15 protein-coding genes and 1 pseudogene are annotated in these 15,807 nt (G+C 44.2%); 11 read left to right on the top strand and 5 right to left on the bottom strand.

Annotation, left to right across the window (positions count from 1 at the left end):
• The 4 genes and pseudogenes from PN447_RS02205 to PN447_RS02220 form a co-directional block, all read right to left on the bottom strand.
• Nucleotides 1–542 (bottom strand): annotated as a pseudogene (locus PN447_RS02205) (protein kinase domain-containing protein); the annotation flags it as partial.
• A gap of 111 nt (nucleotides 543–653) precedes the next feature.
• Nucleotides 654–899, bottom strand: a complete 246-nt coding sequence (locus PN447_RS02210) for a hypothetical protein (RefSeq protein WP_200988388.1) — start codon at nucleotides 897–899, stop codon at nucleotides 654–656.
• Between the two features lie 233 nt (nucleotides 900–1,132).
• Nucleotides 1,133–1,915, bottom strand: coding sequence for a PP2C family serine/threonine-protein phosphatase (locus PN447_RS02215; protein ID WP_271760457.1), 783 nt, complete (start codon nucleotides 1,913–1,915; stop codon nucleotides 1,133–1,135).
• A 28-nt stretch (nucleotides 1,916–1,943) separates the two neighbouring features.
• Nucleotides 1,944–2,597, bottom strand: coding sequence for a vWA domain-containing protein (locus PN447_RS02220; protein WP_271760459.1), 654 nt, complete (start codon nucleotides 2,595–2,597; stop codon nucleotides 1,944–1,946).
• Between the two features lie 804 nt (nucleotides 2,598–3,401).
• Here PN447_RS02220 and PN447_RS02225 point away from each other — a divergent pair.
• From PN447_RS02225 to PN447_RS02275, 11 genes are all read left to right on the top strand, one after another.
• Nucleotides 3,402–4,148, top strand: a complete 747-nt coding sequence (locus tag PN447_RS02225; RefSeq protein ID WP_271760461.1) for a Uma2 family endonuclease — start codon at nucleotides 3,402–3,404, stop codon at nucleotides 4,146–4,148.
• A 45-nt stretch (nucleotides 4,149–4,193) separates the two neighbouring features.
• Nucleotides 4,194–5,375 carry a class I SAM-dependent methyltransferase gene (locus tag PN447_RS02230; protein WP_271760462.1) on the top strand — a complete coding sequence of 394 codons (1,182 nt, stop codon included), beginning with the start codon at nucleotides 4,194–4,196 and terminating at the stop codon, nucleotides 5,373–5,375.
• A gap of 209 nt (nucleotides 5,376–5,584) precedes the next feature.
• Nucleotides 5,585–6,025, top strand: a complete 441-nt coding sequence (locus tag PN447_RS02235) for an ATP synthase subunit I (protein ID WP_271760464.1) — start codon at nucleotides 5,585–5,587, stop codon at nucleotides 6,023–6,025.
• A 102-nt stretch (nucleotides 6,026–6,127) separates the two neighbouring features.
• Nucleotides 6,128–6,880, top strand: a complete 753-nt coding sequence (gene atpB, locus PN447_RS02240; RefSeq protein WP_271760466.1) for a F0F1 ATP synthase subunit A — start codon at nucleotides 6,128–6,130, stop codon at nucleotides 6,878–6,880.
• A 99-nt stretch (nucleotides 6,881–6,979) separates the two neighbouring features.
• A complete protein-coding gene (gene atpE, locus PN447_RS02245) occupies nucleotides 6,980–7,225 on the top strand; it encodes an ATP synthase F0 subunit C (protein WP_200988381.1) in 246 nt (81 codons plus the stop codon).
• A 121-nt stretch (nucleotides 7,226–7,346) separates the two neighbouring features.
• The gene (locus PN447_RS02250) at nucleotides 7,347–7,838 is read left to right on the top strand and encodes a F0F1 ATP synthase subunit B' (RefSeq protein WP_271760469.1); all 492 of its coding nucleotides are present in this window, start codon (nucleotides 7,347–7,349) and stop codon (nucleotides 7,836–7,838) included.
• 131 nt (nucleotides 7,839–7,969) lie between these two features.
• A complete protein-coding gene (locus PN447_RS02255; RefSeq protein WP_271760471.1) occupies nucleotides 7,970–8,533 on the top strand; it encodes a F0F1 ATP synthase subunit B in 564 nt (187 codons plus the stop codon).
• A complete protein-coding gene (gene atpH / locus PN447_RS02260; RefSeq protein WP_271760473.1) occupies nucleotides 8,530–9,084 on the top strand; it encodes an ATP synthase F1 subunit delta in 555 nt (184 codons plus the stop codon). The genes PN447_RS02255 and atpH overlap by 4 nt, the downstream gene beginning before the upstream one ends.
• A gap of 59 nt (nucleotides 9,085–9,143) precedes the next feature.
• The gene (gene atpA / locus PN447_RS02265; protein WP_271732573.1) at nucleotides 9,144–10,664 is read left to right on the top strand and encodes a F0F1 ATP synthase subunit alpha; all 1,521 of its coding nucleotides are present in this window, start codon (nucleotides 9,144–9,146) and stop codon (nucleotides 10,662–10,664) included.
• Between the two features lie 79 nt (nucleotides 10,665–10,743).
• The gene (locus tag PN447_RS02270) at nucleotides 10,744–11,691 is read left to right on the top strand and encodes a F0F1 ATP synthase subunit gamma (RefSeq protein WP_271760475.1); all 948 of its coding nucleotides are present in this window, start codon (nucleotides 10,744–10,746) and stop codon (nucleotides 11,689–11,691) included.
• Between the two features lie 300 nt (nucleotides 11,692–11,991).
• On the top strand, nucleotides 11,992–13,938 hold the full coding sequence (locus tag PN447_RS02275) for a PP2C family protein-serine/threonine phosphatase (protein ID WP_271760476.1): 1,947 nt from the start codon (nucleotides 11,992–11,994) through the stop codon (nucleotides 13,936–13,938).
• 69 nt (nucleotides 13,939–14,007) lie between these two features.
• On the opposite strand, the gene PN447_RS02280 is transcribed toward PN447_RS02275, so the two are convergent.
• Complete coding sequence (locus tag PN447_RS02280; protein WP_271760478.1) at nucleotides 14,008–15,387, bottom strand: PrsW family glutamic-type intramembrane protease; 1,380 nt, start codon at nucleotides 15,385–15,387, stop codon at nucleotides 14,008–14,010.
• Nucleotides 15,388–15,807: the final 420 nt, after the last annotated feature.

Below are 15,807 nucleotides of genomic sequence, written 5' to 3' on the forward strand. Positions count from 1 at the left end.
ACCAAACAACGGTAAACTTTACCAGTTTGAGGATGACGCACCTGAAAAGAATCTGTATCAATAATTGAAGGTAAAGCCTGATCATTGACTAAAATATTTTGCGGCTTAATATCACCTAATACATAGCCTTTATCGTGTAATGCCCCTATAATTGAGGCAATATTCCGGGCTGTGTAGTGGAGAAACCGCCAGTCAGCCGGTAGTTTACATATTTTGTTGCGACGTGTGGGGTTGTACACATCATAAATTTCTTTCCCCGCCCGAATTTCCCCCATTAAGAAGCCCACCAAATCACCCTGAGCATTTTTGAGGACTGACTGAGGCCAAGCGAAAGAAATATGACTGATGTGGCGATTTGGATCAGGGGGTGGATAGTCGAGCATCACCGCTAACTTTTGCATTCGTTCCGGTGTGGACTGGTGATAAATTTTAGCTAAATAACCACTGTAATCAGTTCGCCAAACTTTAGCCTCACCACTATTAGCCAGTTCACTCAGGAGATTAATTGATTTACCGGTACTAGCACAAATTAGGCGGGTCATAAAAACTCATAATTTACTGGTAATTTACTGTTAATCTTGTAGGCATTTTGTTTGACCCTCTTACTGGGTTAAGATCCACTGTCCATATTTCTCCTCTGGTAATTTCCGCCACTACCTTTCTACTCCATCAGCGAGAGTTTGTTCCCATGTTTGCCTTTCAGAAATTTCCTCTTGCCATAAATCCTCATTTTTCCTCAGGGCGGCGAAGGCTTCATTTGCCTGAACTAGGAAAACATATCTGCGATAATTTTCAATGGCTTTGTCTAATACTGTTTGAAGCGTCTCTCCAGAGGAGTCAACCAGTGCCAAGAGACTTTTGTGAGCAGCGTCACTAATGCTAACTTTTAATTCAGGCATACTTTTCTCTACTAGGTTGTGTTAAAGCTATTATAACTATCAAATCACAAGTATCTATTAGAGGATGTTTGATAAGTTTTATCAGGTGATTTTAGACAATTCTTGATCCCCCCTAACCCCCCTTAAAAAGGGGGGAACTAGAGTCAAAGTCCCCCTTCTCAAGGGGGATTTAGGGGGATCTAAAAATATTTGATACACTAATCATGACTTGACAAACAACCTTTAACAACTGATCAAACCACCTCTGATGATTGCCAAATAGACAACAGCACAGTTTTATCATCACTAGTGCGTTTATTTAGGGCTTCCGATTGGAGAAAGTTAACTAAATACTCAGCTTCCTGATTTGGGTCTGTGGTGGTTTGTAAGTATGTTTCCAATGGTTGAAAAAATCGTGGAAAAGGTTGGCAATCTTTCAAGGTAATTGCCACATTTTCCAGCCCATCTGTAGCAGCTGCAATAAACTCTGGGGATGGTATTACCTTGACTTGCATTTCTTCTAGTGCATGACTACAGGTAACAAAAGTGGTTTCATTGACAAATTCACCTTTATGGGGGGTAAACAACAGTTGATAATCTGGGGAATTTTGAGGACGCACCACCATTAACCCATCCCCAATTTGCATAGCTACCAACCATTCAGGAGTAGCGATAAAAATCAAAAGTGTACAAGCTAAATCTTTGATATCACAATTATTTTGCTTTGCTGTTTTCCCTAATTGTGCAATTACTTCCTGCACAATTTTGCTAAACATTTGTTTGCTTTCTTCTTCCGGCGATGGGGGGGATAATTTTTTCTGCTCAGATTTGTGAAAAATTCTGGCAAACAAATCAATGACGGTATTTACCGCTAATTTAGAACCCACATGAGAATATTTAGCACTCCCCGACCCATCAGCTACCACACCTACAATGATATCCCCAAAAAGGCGATAATCCCCATAATCTTGACAAGGTATGTTTTCTTGTCTGTGACTAGTTCCCACCTCAGACCGAGAAATTGCTTTCCAACCCACAATTAACCCTCAAATATTTAACTGTTATTTAACTTTGAATTTGACCCCATCCCGCGGCGGGTAATGCCACAGTTTCACCCACTTTGCTCTGGGAAATTCGTTTCATAGAGGCGGAAAGCCAGATAAATAAAGAACCAAAATCTAAACCATTCAATTTCAACGGGGGACGCTCTGGGGTAATTTGTTTCAAGGTCTCAAAATCAGCACCTTCTACACCAACGGCAAAAAAGGATAATTTACGATTAACTTCAGCATCCTTTAACCTGTGTGCTGCATAAGTCCAATCATCTGTGGGCGCTCCGTCTGTAATTAAAAATACCCAAGGGCGATAGTAGGAAATAGCATGGCTTTTATATGCTTGCTTGCGTTGTTCCAACAAATCCAAACCATATTCAATGGCCTCACCCATGGGGGTTAAACCCTCTGCTCTTAACTGGGGGGGTGTAAAACCGGTGATACTCACAAAGTCCTGTTTCAGCCGCACCGGTCCAAAGGTGACAATAGCCACATCTACACTCATTGATGCTTGTCCATCTTTGAGCACATCGGCTTTAAAGGTAGCAAGACCTCTATTTAACTCTTCAATGGGTCTGCCTGACATGGAGCCAGATACATCAAGTAATAGTACCACAGGGCAGCGATTTTCTGGGTTATCGGCAAATTCAGGCATTCCTAAAGCCATTGAGATACTCCTAGTTTAGTGTCTTCCAATACTTAATACTTAATTAAGATTGTATGACAATTTTAGCTTTTAGTGTAGGAGTTAACTTAAATTTTTTTACCTGAACTGTGTAAACTCTGTAAGAGGTTGTTTTATAAGTTTTTCATAGGGAACAGGGAACAGGGAACAGGGAACAGGGAACTTGGGAACAGGGAACAGGGAATACTTACAAATTATTCCTTGGCTTGTGGAACATTATCGTTTTATGGGTCTGCTCAAAGCCGTTCGTCAACGACACCGACGAACGGCTGCTAGGCCACTTGACATCTATGGCATTTTCTGTACCGCCTGTACCTTACTCAGAAGTTGTTTTATAAGTCATGATTAATGCGGATATTATGCCCTCAAGGAATTTGTGCAGCAAGTTGTTGCACAAATTCAAAATTTTGGTAAGCTTCCGCAAAACTCCGCATATATTAAGGAAAGTGGACAAGGAAGATTTTATACGGACAATGGTTTTTTGACGGACTATTTTTGTGACTAAGAATACAGAATTTGTACTGTTTTCCTCCCTTGTCACCTTGTCCACCTTGTCCACCAAGTCTTGCCTTCACAGATCATATTAAAAACCTACCCTTGTAAGGAGAGGGTGGGGTCAATATTTGATACAGTAATCATGATAATGATAACTTTTAAAACATCCTGTAAATATTCTCCCAATAGATTATTTACACTTCCCCAGGTGAGGGCGATCGCCTAGCCATGATTTAACCCTGATGATTCAAGTTCAGTAATTCCGTCAGCAGCACAGGAGAGTAAATGAAGATGCATCAAACAGACTCGCCCTTACCTCCGCAAGAAACACTACCAACTATGTATGATTTACCAAGCGAAAATCAGGAGGAGCCGGGTTTGCCAGACGAGTTTCACCTTTTACAATCTGAATTACTGCGCAGCACCTTTCGCCCCCCTAGTTATCCAGAAGATAATATTTTTACAGCCAGTGATTTAAACTTATACTACCACCCCCTACATACCCAATGGTATAAACGCCCAGACTGGTTTGCTGTCTTGGGGGTATCGCGGTTTCATCACCAAACAGACCTACGGTTAAGTTATGTGACTTGGCAGGAGGGAACTAATCCTTTTGTGGTAGTTGAACTCATATCACCAGGTACAGAAGCAGAAGATTTAGGACCCAGATCACAGGTCAACCAACCACCTAATAAATGGTCAGTGTATGAGCAAATTTTGAGAGTCCCCTATTATTTTGTCTTCAACCGTCATACTAACGAGTTGCAATGTTTTGGCTTAATGATGAACCGCTATCAACCTCTAGCTATGAATGGGGGAGGGCTATGGTTAGAGGAACCAGAACTGGGTTTAGGATTGTGGGAGGGAGAATACCAGGGGTTAACCAGATTGTGGTTACGTTGGTATGACGGGGATAATAATTGGATACCTACACCCGCAGAACAGGAAAAACAACGGGCTGATTCTGCTGAGTCACGACTGGCTAGGTTGTTTCACCTGATACAAACCCAAGGAATTGGTTTACCTGATGATGAATAATTCTCCCAATCAGCTAAACTCAAAAATGCTGCGTTTTTCCTGATTATGTCCGACTCCCAAACTGTTAGTACTGCTGTTGCTAAACTCTACGATACTTATCCCTTCCCCCCGGAACCCATATTAGATGAACCACCCCCTGGGTATAATTGGCGCTGGAATTGGTCAGCTGCTTACAATTTCTGCACGGGACGTAAACCGGTAAAGCAAGATATCCGCATTTTAGATGCGGGTTGTGGTTCCGGTGTGGGGACAGAATATTTAGTACACCTCAACCCCCAAGCTCAGGTGGTGGGTATTGATTTAAGTGCTGGTACTTTGGAAGTGGCTAAAAAACGCTGTCAAAGTTCCGGTGCTGACCGGGTGGAGTTTCATCACCTGAGCTTGTATGATGTGGCACAGTTACCCGGTGAGTTTGATTTAATTAACTGTGTGGGGGTGTTGCATCATTTACCTGACCCCGTTCGCGGTCTTCAAGCTTTAGCCACAAAACTCGCCCCCGGTGGACTGATGCACATTTTTGTTTATGGGGAGTTGGGACGTTGGGAAATTCAACTCATGCAAAAGGCGATCGCCTTGGTTCAAGGTGACAAAAAAGGCGATTACCGTGATGGGGTACAAGTGGGGCGACAAATATTCGCCGCCTTACCAGAAAATAACCGAATTGTCAAGAGGGAAAAACAACTCTGGTCATTAGAAAACCACAAGGATGAATGTTTTGCGGATATGTACCTTCATCCCCAGGAGATTGATTACAACATTGATACACTGTTTGAATTAATTGATGCTTCTGGTTTGGAGTTTATCGGGTTTTCTAATCCGGGATTTTGGCAGTTAGATAGACTCCTAGCCAAAGCCCCAGATATTATCCAACGGGTACAAAGTTTGAGCGATCGCCAAAAATACCGCCTGATAGAATTACTAGACCCAGAAGTTACCCATTATGAATTTTTCCTCAGTCGTCCCCCCCTAGTCAAATCCGACTGGTCAGAGGATAACTCAATATTACAAGCCACTCCCGAACTCAACCCTTGTATTGACGGCTTTCCTAGCCAGTGTATTTTTAATTACAACTATCAAGTAATCAACCTGTCAGACTTAGAGTTAGAATTTCTGCAAAACTGTGATGGTAAGTTAACCGTGGGGGAGATTTTAGCCACAGTGGAAATCACCTTAAAACAAATCAGGACACTCCTGGAACAACAGGTAATTATATTAACACCACTTTAAGTAAAGTAGTAATTTCAGCCCCGTTGTGATACCATGAATGTGAAAAAAAAGCAATAACCATCAACAAGACATGGCGGCATTTCTATCCCAAGTCTGATCATGACAAGAAGTTAATTGTTTTTTTCTAAAGTATTGTTACCTGATCATGATATGATTCACCTGACTGAATGTGCAGTCATTACAAGTTAGCTGTACTGGTTCCAAGTCTCGTGAGCTTGTCTGAAGATTCAATTGACCCCACTGCGACAACACAACAAGATGGGCAATCTGGTTTTGAGGAGACAGAACCAGCCAACTCTTCTATGGCAGAGTTTTATCGACTCTATCAGGAACTGTTGATCATCACACTTGCCTTAACGGGGATGATTTTTGTCTCTGTGTGGATTGGCTATTCTCTTAACATTGCCCTGAATTATTTGTTAGGAGCGATCGCAGGTGTGCTTTACTTGAAAATGTTGTCCAGAGATGTTGAGCGTCTAGGTCGAGAAAAACAGTCCCTGAGTAAAACCCGTCTAGCACTACTAGTCATCCTAATCTTGCTAGCATCGCGGTTAAACCAACTCCAAATACTCCCCATCTTCTTGGGGTTTCTCACCTACAAAGCCACACTCATCATCTACGTAATCAAAACGGCTTTTGTTTCCGACTAGCCAGAGTCGCAAAAAACCAACCCGCGTCAGGGACATCCCCAACGCAAAAACAAGCTCCTCCTATCCAACCAAGACAGGAGAAACCATTGATATGCAAAGAAAATGCTCAATTTTCTGAACCTCTACTCCTTCCCACTCGCGGAACTGGAAGTGGGAAAACATCTATACTGGCAAATAGGCAACCTCAAGCTGCACGGTCAGGTTTTTCTCACCTCATGGTTCGTCATTGGCGTCCTGGTGCTAGCCTCCCTAGTCGCAAGCAGTAACATCAAAAGAATCCCCAGCGGTATCCAAAACCTGATGGAATACGCCCTCGAATTTATTCGAGACCTAGCGAAAAACCAAATAGGAGAAAAAGAATATCGCCCCTGGGTACCCTTTGTTGGCACCTTGTTCTTATTCATCTTCGTTTCAAATTGGTCAGGAGCCTTGGTTCCATTCAAGTTGATTCATTTGCCAGAAGGTGAACTAACAGCACCCACAAGCGATATCAACACAACTGTTGCTTTAGCATTGCTTACATCACTAGCATATTTTTATGCAGGATTCAGCAAAAAAGGCTTGGGGTACTTTGGCAACTACGTACAACCAGTATCGTTCATGTTGCCATTCAAAATTATCGAAGATTTCACCAAGCCCCTGTCCCTCAGCTTCCGTTTATTTGGCAACATTTTGGCTGATGAACTGGTGGTTGGTGTGTTGGTACTACTAGTACCCCTATTTGTACCCTTACCAGTAATGGCTTTGGGGCTATTCACTAGCGCCATTCAAGCGCTCATCTTCGCCACCCTAGCCGCCGCCTACATCGGCGAAGCTATGGAAGACCACCACGGCGAAGAACACGAGGGACATTAAAAACCCCTCAAACATCAACCTGTCAGTTTGTTGCTTGTAATAACTAGCAGACGACAACATCTAAACCCATTCAACCCCATAAACAAAGGAAAAAACATCATGGATCCATTAGTTTCCGCCGCTTCCGTCCTAGCTGCTGCTTTGGCTGTTGGTTTAGCTGCTATCGGCCCTGGTATTGGTCAAGGTAACGCTGCTGGACAAGCGGTAGAAGGTATCGCCCGTCAGCCAGAAGCAGAAGGCAAAATCCGCGGCACATTACTACTGAGCTTGGCATTCATGGAAGCCCTAACCATCTACGGACTAGTAGTAGCTCTAGTACTATTGTTTGCTAACCCCTTCTCATAATCAGTACTAAATCTTAAGTACTGAGTGCTGAGTACTGAGTCAAAGCCAAGTTAAACACCTTTAACTCACAGCTGAACAACTCAGGACTCAGGACTAATATATTAGAGAGAAAATAGCAACCATGACACACTGGATCTCATTATTAGCAGTAGAAGAACTGGCCAAAGAAGGGGGACTGTTTGACCTAGACGCCACCCTCCCCTTAATGGCAATTCAATTTCTAATTCTAGCCCTAGTGTTGAACGCAACACTATATAAGCCCCTGGGTAACGCCATTGATGGCCGGAATGACTACATCCGCAATAATCAACTAGAAGCACAAGAACGCTTATCTAAAACCGAGAAATTGGCAGAGCAATATGAACAAGCTCTAGCGGGTGCTAGAAAAGAAGCACAAAAAATTATTGCGGATGCTCAAACGGAAGCCCAAAAAATTGCAGCCGAGAAAATAGCGGCAGTGCAACGACAAGCCCAAGTAGAGAAAGAACAAGCAGCCAGTCAAATTGAGCAGCAAAAACAAGAAGCCTTCGCTTCATTAGAGCAACAAGTAGACACCCTCAGCCGCCAAATACTAGAAAAGCTCCTAGGAGCAGACCTAGTTAGTCGCAGCTAAGGAAAAATCAACTTGGAATCATTAACTGACCTAAAAGACACCCCCGCCCTGAAAAACCGGAAGGCTGAAGGTGTCTAATTAAGGATGTCAGTAATCTTAAACCTTGGCAGCGCCGTTGTGGATGAAAAATCATGGGGACTTTTTTACCGTTGATGGCCGAAGCGATCGCCATCGGAACTGACCTAACAGAGGCAAGTGAACATAGTGGTTTCAGTCTAAATACTAATATATTTGACACAAACCTAATTAACCTTGCCATTATTATTACAGTGCTGTTAGTTTTCGGACGCAAAGTACTAGGTACAACCCTAAAAACTCGTCGCGACAACATCGAAACAGCAATTAAAAACGCCGAGCAACGCGCCGCTCAAGCAGCGCAGCAACTCAAACAAGCACAGCAGAACCTAGAAGCAGCCCAAGCAGAAGCGCAAAGAATCAAACAAGCTGCTCAAGCAAACGCCCAAGCAGCTGGAGAGGCGATATTAGCTCAAGCGGCTATAGATATCGAACGCCTACAAGCAGCAGGAGCAGCAGACCTCAACGCAGACCTGAACAAAGCGATCGCCCAGTTACAGCAACGGGTAGTTGCTCAAGCACTGCAAAAAGTTGAATCAGAACTCAAAGGCGGTATAGCTCAAGAGACGCAGACAATCTTGATTGACCGCAGCATTGCCCAACTAGGAGGCGAAGCATGACCAGTAAAATAGCTACAGACGAAATAGCCAGTCCTTATTCCCAAGCTCTCCTATCCCTAGCCAAATCAAAAAACTTGACTGAGGAATTTGGGGCAGATGCACGCAGCTTATTAGCCCTATTCCAGGAAAATCAAGACCTACAGAACTTCATTGCTAACCCCTTTATTAAAGGCGAAAACAAAAAAGTTCTGATTAGGCAAATACTTGGCGAAAGTGGTAACCCCTACCTACGTAACTTCCTGTTGTTACTAGTAGACAAACGTCGCATAGCCTTTCTGGAAGCAGTATTAAACCAGTACTTGGTTTTACTGCGACAACTAAATCAAACAGCGCTAGCAGAAGTAATCTCAGCAGTTACCCTGAGTGAAGCTCAACAGCAAGCAGTAGTAGAAAAAGTTCTCACCATCACCAACGCCCGCCAAGTGGAGCTACAAACCAAAATAGATAGCGACTTAATTGGTGGTGTAATCATTAAAGTCGGTTCCCAAGTAATTGATGCTAGCCTCCGCGGTCAGTTGCGCCGTCTTTCTTTGCGCTTAACTGGTAATTAGTCACGCATCGTTCACTGTTAACCGTTAACCGTCAACCGTCAACAAAACAATATAGACTTATGAGTATTTCAATTAGACCGGACGAAATCAGCAGCATTATTCAGCAGCAAATCGAGCAATACGACCAAGAGGTTAAGGTTGCTAATGTTGGTACAGTTCTTCAGGTAGGTGACGGTATCGCCCGCATCTATGGACTGGAAAAAGCCATGGCTGGGGAACTCCTGGAATTTGAAGATGGTACCGTAGGTATCGCCCAAAACTTAGAAGAGGACAACGTGGGCGCGGTGCTTATGGGTCAAGGGCTGAATATCCAAGAGGGTAGCTCTGTTACCGCCACAGGGAGAATTGCTCAGGTTCCCGTAGGTGAAGCCATGATTGGCCGCGTGGTCAACGCCCTAGGTCTTCCCATCGACGGGAAGGGAGATATTAACACTACTGAAACTCGGTTAATTGAATCCCCAGCCCCCGGTATCATCGCCCGTCGGTCTGTACATGAACCCATGCAAACCGGTATCACCGCTATTGACTCTATGATTCCTGTGGGTCGGGGTCAACGGGAATTAATCATTGGTGACCGTCAAACAGGTAAGACGGCGATCGCCATCGACACCATCATCAACCAAAAATCAGAAGATGTAATTTGTGTCTATGTAGCCATCGGTCAAAAAGCCTCCACTGTAGCTAACGTCGTCCAAACCCTCCAAGAAAAAGGCGCAATGGACTACACCGTAGTCGTCGCCGCCAACGCCAGCGACCCCGCTACCCTGCAATACCTCGCCCCCTACACAGGAGCCACCATAGCCGAGTACTTCATGTACAAAGGTAAAGCCACCTTAGTAGTCTATGATGACCTATCTAAGCAAGCCCAAGCCTATCGCCAAATGTCCCTCCTGCTCCGTCGCCCACCCGGACGGGAAGCATACCCCGGTGATGTATTCTACATCCACTCCCGCCTATTAGAACGCGCCGCCAAACTCAGCGACGAGTTAGGTAAAGGTAGCATGACCGCCTTACCCATCATCGAAACTCAAGCTGGTGACGTTTCTGCATATATCCCCACCAATGTAATTTCTATTACTGACGGTCAGATATTCTTGTCTTCAGATTTATTTAACGCCGGGATTCGTCCCGCAGTTAACCCCGGTATCTCTGTATCCCGCGTTGGTTCCGCCGCCCAAACCAAAGCCATGAAAAAGGTTGCCGGTAAGGTTAAATTGGAATTAGCCCAGTTTGACGACCTCCAAGCCTTCGCTCAGTTTGCTTCTGACTTAGACAAAGCCACCCAAGACCAACTCGCACGGGGTGCAAGATTACGGGAACTACTCAAACAGCCCCAAAATGCTCCCCTGTCTGTATACGAGCAGGTAGCAATTCTATATGCTGGTATTAATGGTTATCTAGATGATATCCCCACAGAGAAAGTAACTAGCTTTACCAAAGGACTCAGGGAGTACCTGAAGACAGGTAAACCTGAGTATACCGAAGCAGTCAGCACCAAAAAGGCACTAGGTGACGAGGAAGAAACCGCCCTCAAAGCTGCGCTGCTTGAATATAAGAAGACCTTCCAAGCAACAGCGTAATGGGTTCACTATTGACCTTTTTACACAGTAAAAAGTCAATAGTTACCCGTCAACCGTCAACCGTCAACCGTCAACCAACATGGCCAATCTCAAAGCAATACGCGATCGCATTCAGTCGGTCAAAAACACCAAAAAAATCACAGAAGCCATGCGACTCGTAGCAGCTGCTAGAGTCCGTCGCGCCCAAGAACAAGTCACCGCCACCCGCCCCTTCGCTGACCGCCTTGCACAGGTGTTATATGGTTTGCAAACCCGTCTCCGGTTTGAAGACGTAGACCTACCCCTACTCAAAAAACGGGAAGTTAAAACCGTAGGACTATTAGTAATTGCGGGCGATCGCGGTTTATGTGGCGGTTACAATACTAATATTATCCGTCGGGCGGAAAACCGTGCTAAGGAACTGCAAGCGGAAGGTGTAAGTTACAAGTATGTCTTGGTAGGACGTAAAGCCATTCAGTATTTCCAACGGCGCTCACAACCTATTGATGGGACTTACACGGGCTTGGAACAAATTCCTACAGCAGCAGAAGCTACAGAAATTGGTGACCAACTGCTTTCTTTATTTCTTTCCGAAAGTGTTGACAGGATAGAATTAATCTATACCAGGTTTGTCTCTTTGGTTAGCTCCCGTCCTGTGGTTCAAACTTTGTTACCTTTAGACCCTCAAGGTTTGGAAGCGCCAGATGATGAAATTTTTCGCCTCACTACCCGTGGGGGTCAGTTTGAGGTGGAACGGCAAAGGGTAACTAGCCAAGTTCGTCCTTTACCCCGGGATATGATTTTTGAGCAAGACCCTGTACAAATTCTGGATTCTTTATTACCCTTGTATCTGAGTAATCAGCTATTGCGCGCTCTGCAAGAGTCCGCAGCTAGTGAGTTAGCCGCCCGGATGACGGCGATGAATAATGCTAGTGACAACGCCGGGGAGTTGATTAAAACTCTTTCTTTGTCTTACAACAAAGCCAGACAAGCCGCTATTACCCAAGAGCTTTTAGAGGTTGTGGGTGGTGCTGAGGCATTAAGTTAACGGGTTTCTAATTGTCGCACAGCAGCAATCAGGCATACTAGTAGAGACGTTCTCGGGAATGTCTCTACATTGATCTTAATTCCCAAGTTCCCTGTTACCTGTTACCTGTTCCCTGTTCCCTGTTCCCTGTTCCCTTTGTATTATGGCTGACCCTACCCCCGGCTGTTTGGTTTGTAAACTTGATTTCGAGCTAAGGTATTAGTCAAATGCGTTCACTGTTGACAGTGCACTGTTAACTGAAAAATACAGCCAACCGTCAACTGTCAACCGTCAACTGTCACGCTGATCAGTCCCAACACTATGGAAAATGAAGCGGTAACGCTCTACTGCCCAAATCAAGATTGTCTGGCCGCTAACCCTTTAAATCACAAGTTCTGCCAGCAATGCTCCGCACCCCTCCCGAAACGATATCTGTGGGCTGTGGGGGATGTTCTGAATATGGGTAGCCCTGGAGATGTATTAGGCGATCGCTATTTAGTTATTCAAAATAATATCCTTTTAGATACAAAGCCAGGAATACTACCGCAAATGCCTGACTTAGGGAAGCTCCATGGCAGCTCTATCGAGCAGATAAAAGTTTATTTGAGACTATTTCCCCATAGATTAAACATACCACAGATATATGGCATACTGCCCGGGTATGGAGCCGCTTCAGATAAGCCAATTTTACTTTTAGAACAGCCGCCTTTATACTCGGTTGATTCCCCACTCCAGGTGCAGCTATATCCCCAGTTAACCACAGCCTGGCATGAGGCTTCCTCTATGCGTCAACTTAACTGGTTATGGCAAATAGCCCATCTGTGGCAACCTTTCCACAGTCACGGGGTAGCTAGTAGTTTAATAGATGCTGATGTCCTGCGAGTCACTGGACCTTTAGTCCGCCTGTTGGACTTGCGGTTTGACGCTCACAAATCCCCGGGTTTACGGGAGTTAGGTAAGTTTTGGCAACAACTACTGCCCCAATCCCTACCACCTGTAGCTGATTTTATTCGGGAGATTAGTAATTTTTTGATTGAGGGGAGGATTAGTTCCCCGGATGTTTTAATTGCGGTTTTAGATCAAGGTCTGGCACAGTTGGGCGCATCACAAACCCTCACTGTCCAGATGACCACTCTCACTGATACTGGTCCTAGACGTGAACGCAATGAAGATGCTTGCTACCCCCCCAGTGGTACGGTGGTGACTATGCCCCCACAGGAATCTGCTTTAGCTATTGTCTGTGATGGCATTGGCGGACACCAAGGGGGGAATATTGCTTCTAATTTAGCTATTGAAACTATTTATCAACAGTTAGGGGAGGTGACTGATTTAACGCTTCGACTCCGCTCACCGACCACTGAACATCCTCTGGAACCGTCCCGAATCTTAGCTATTCTAGATGATGCGGTGGCTGTGGCTAATGACAAAATTAGCGATCGCAATGACGGTGAACATCGCCAAGCACGTCAACGTATGGGTACAACTTTGGTGATGGCTTTACCTGTGGGACATGAAATGTACCTTACTCATGTTGGCGATAGCCGTGCTTACTGGGTTACGCGAGAGGGTTGTTATCAAGTTACCCTTGACGACGATGTGGCTTCCCGGGATGTGAGGTTGGGGTATGCCGTTTATCGTGAGGCTGTAGGGAACCGTGGGGCTGGTTCTTTGATACAAGCTTTGGGGATGAGTGGTAGTAGCTCATTACATCCTACTTCCCAGAGGTTTATTCTGGATGAAGAGGGGATTTTTTTACTGACTTCAGATGGACTGAGTGATTTTGACCGTGTGGAAGACTATTGGCAAACGGAAATTTTACCAATTTTGACTGGTGAAGATGATATTATTTCAGTAGCGAATAAATTGGTGGAACTTGCTAATACTAAAAATGGACATGATAATGTTACTTTGGCTTTAATACATTATAAAGTACAATGTTCTGATGGTTTGTCTGGCGTAGCCACACCAGATTTAACTTTAAAGGCAGTTATTCCAGATATTTCCTCTGTGTCGCCAGCAAGTTCTGGAACTCAGGAGTTACACCCCACTCTATTAGAGGGTAGCCATAACCAAAAAACTCAAGTAATATCTAAAATTCAGTCCAGTGGGCTTGCTAAATTACCTTTAAACCTACTTGTGCTGTTATTGTTGCTGGTTTTAGCTGGTTTACTAGGATATTGGATGATGCAATTGAGATCCCGCTCTAATATTCCTACCCTTGAAACACCGCCAACTCCTAGTAATTCTCAACCTGGTCAAAGGCAGTGACCTCAAAGTGTAAAATTATCTTCCTAACTGGATCTGTGGTATGGTTAGTACCAGAGATTATTTATCGTGTTATTTATCGCCAATAAAGCGGGTGGCAAAATTTTGCGATCGCGTTGGTGATAGTACCCGCGCTTTCAAAATCGCCGCCATCAAGAACGCATAAGACAATACCCCTACCACTACCAAAAATAAACCATTGATTGATCCTGTCGCATTCCACAAAGCATGAAGCCCAGATGCGCTCAGATAACCAATGGAGAGAATTTGCCAACTCATCCGGGGCTTGAGAACAGCCAACCCAATAAAGTAGCCCAAGTAGCCACTATAAGCCATGTGTCCGGCTACGGACCCTAAAATTCGCGGAATTAGTAGTTGAAACCCAGCTAATTGCCCAGCCGCCCCTATACCCACCTGTTGAGCAACATTTTGGGTAATATCTGGTACATATTGTCCTAAAGTTTCCAGTAGGGTAAAACCCACAGCGGAGGCGGTTCCCAGCAGAATACCATCTAAAGGTTCCCAAATGCCAATCCGTTCTCGCCAAGGTGAGGGTAAGTTACGACCCATAAAATACGCGCTGATTAAAGGTAATGCTTTGAGCAATTCTTCCATCAACCCTGCACCGAAGAACATCCTGATCAGCAATTCTGTAAAGGTGGTAGATTCTTGAGGAGAAGGTAAGTTACCTGGTAGAATCACCCGAAAGACAAAGATAAATAAATCCAACAGGGGACTAAGCAAAATCAAGGTTGTCGTTAATGCAGTCCCCATTAGCACCCACCAAGGCTTCTGTTTACCGCAAAGTCGATAAACAAAGTAGTAAGCAGCTGATGCTATGTAAGTGGCGACTATTACCTGATTACTCTGGGGCTGACCGACAGTGGCAAACATCAGCACCACAAATATTACTGTCAATATTCCCGGTATTAGATAAGCTTTACGAGTTAAATCTTTACCTGTGGAAATAATCGGAAACAGTTGCGTAAAGCTAACTGAATCAGGTTGTTTTAAATATGTATGGGGGTGGTTTTTTGAAGCCGAGGGTAGCGGTTTGACTGCGTTGGTCATTACCGTAGGTTGAGAAATTAAGTCATACTCAAAAATAAATTCCGGACCATCAGAACCCAGGGAAATGCGATCGCCAGGGTGCAATTCTTGACACTCAGACAGGCGTTTGCCATTTAAAAAAGTCCCATTAGCACTATTTAAATCACAAATTACCCAGCTAAATTTGTGTTCTGGAGATGAGGAGAGGGGACGAACCACCGCATGACGGCGAGATACCATCCGATACATCATGGCATCTAAGACAACTTGGCAGGTTGGGTCGCGTCCAATTACCGCCTCTTTACTGGTGAGCAGCGAATAGCGAGATCCTGCTGCTGAAGCTGCTGCATTACCAGACACTAGCCGCAGAAATGCATTATGTCTTGTGTTTTTGCCTGTCATCTAGTTAGAGTGTCTTTCCAAACAAATTCATAACAACTACTATGGCTTGAGAACTTAATCTTAGCCACGTTTACAGCAGCATTGCTAAATACACTATAGCTTTACTTACAGCTAAGAAACTTTAAAGCTGATTTAAGATTTAAAATTGCTCAACTCACTAGTACCAAGCATTCTAGCTAATCAAATTATTTTCTGTGCTGTATTTGTCAAATATATTATTTAAACTTTATCGATTCTATAGATTAGAAAATTCAATCCCCTCAAATCTTAGTAGTATTTAAAACATTTTTTTTAATCGGATAATAATTGTTTGACACTAAGAGGATGTTTGGAAAGTATTAAACAGGTAATTTTTATCTTAATCTTAGGGAACAGGGAACACCGGAACAGGGAACAGGGAATGGGGATTGGGGATTGGGG

Source organism: Anabaena sp. CS-542/02, from assembly GCF_028331085.1.
Lineage (GTDB): Bacteria > Cyanobacteriota > Cyanobacteriia > Cyanobacteriales > Nostocaceae > Anabaenopsis > Anabaenopsis arnoldii.

Bases quoted from the DNA above. Each gene is read 5' to 3' on its own strand.
- PN447_RS02255 (WP_271760471.1), top strand. From the start codon at position 7,970: ATGGGGACTTTTTTACCGTTGATGGCCGAAGCGATCGCCATCGGAACT.
- PN447_RS02275 (WP_271760476.1), top strand. From the start codon at position 11,992: ATGGAAAATGAAGCGGTAACGCTCTACTGCCCAAATCAAGATTGTCTG.
- PN447_RS02280 (WP_271760478.1), bottom strand. From the start codon at position 15,387: ATGACAGGCAAAAACACAAGACATAATGCATTTCTGCGGCTAGTGTCT.
- atpA (WP_271732573.1), top strand. From the start codon at position 9,144: ATGAGTATTTCAATTAGACCGGACGAAATCAGCAGCATTATTCAGCAG.
- atpB (WP_271760466.1), top strand. From the start codon at position 6,128: ATGCTCAATTTTCTGAACCTCTACTCCTTCCCACTCGCGGAACTGGAA.
- atpH (WP_271760473.1), top strand. From the start codon at position 8,530: ATGACCAGTAAAATAGCTACAGACGAAATAGCCAGTCCTTATTCCCAA.
- PN447_RS02210 (WP_200988388.1), bottom strand. From the start codon at position 899: ATGCCTGAATTAAAAGTTAGCATTAGTGACGCTGCTCACAAAAGTCTC.
- PN447_RS02270 (WP_271760475.1), top strand. From the start codon at position 10,744: ATGGCCAATCTCAAAGCAATACGCGATCGCATTCAGTCGGTCAAAAAC.
- PN447_RS02250 (WP_271760469.1), top strand. From the start codon at position 7,347: ATGACACACTGGATCTCATTATTAGCAGTAGAAGAACTGGCCAAAGAA.
- PN447_RS02220 (WP_271760459.1), bottom strand. From the start codon at position 2,597: ATGGCTTTAGGAATGCCTGAATTTGCCGATAACCCAGAAAATCGCTGC.
- PN447_RS02225 (WP_271760461.1), top strand. From the start codon at position 3,402: ATGCATCAAACAGACTCGCCCTTACCTCCGCAAGAAACACTACCAACT.
- PN447_RS02230 (WP_271760462.1), top strand. From the start codon at position 4,194: ATGTCCGACTCCCAAACTGTTAGTACTGCTGTTGCTAAACTCTACGAT.
- atpE (WP_200988381.1), top strand. From the start codon at position 6,980: ATGGATCCATTAGTTTCCGCCGCTTCCGTCCTAGCTGCTGCTTTGGCT.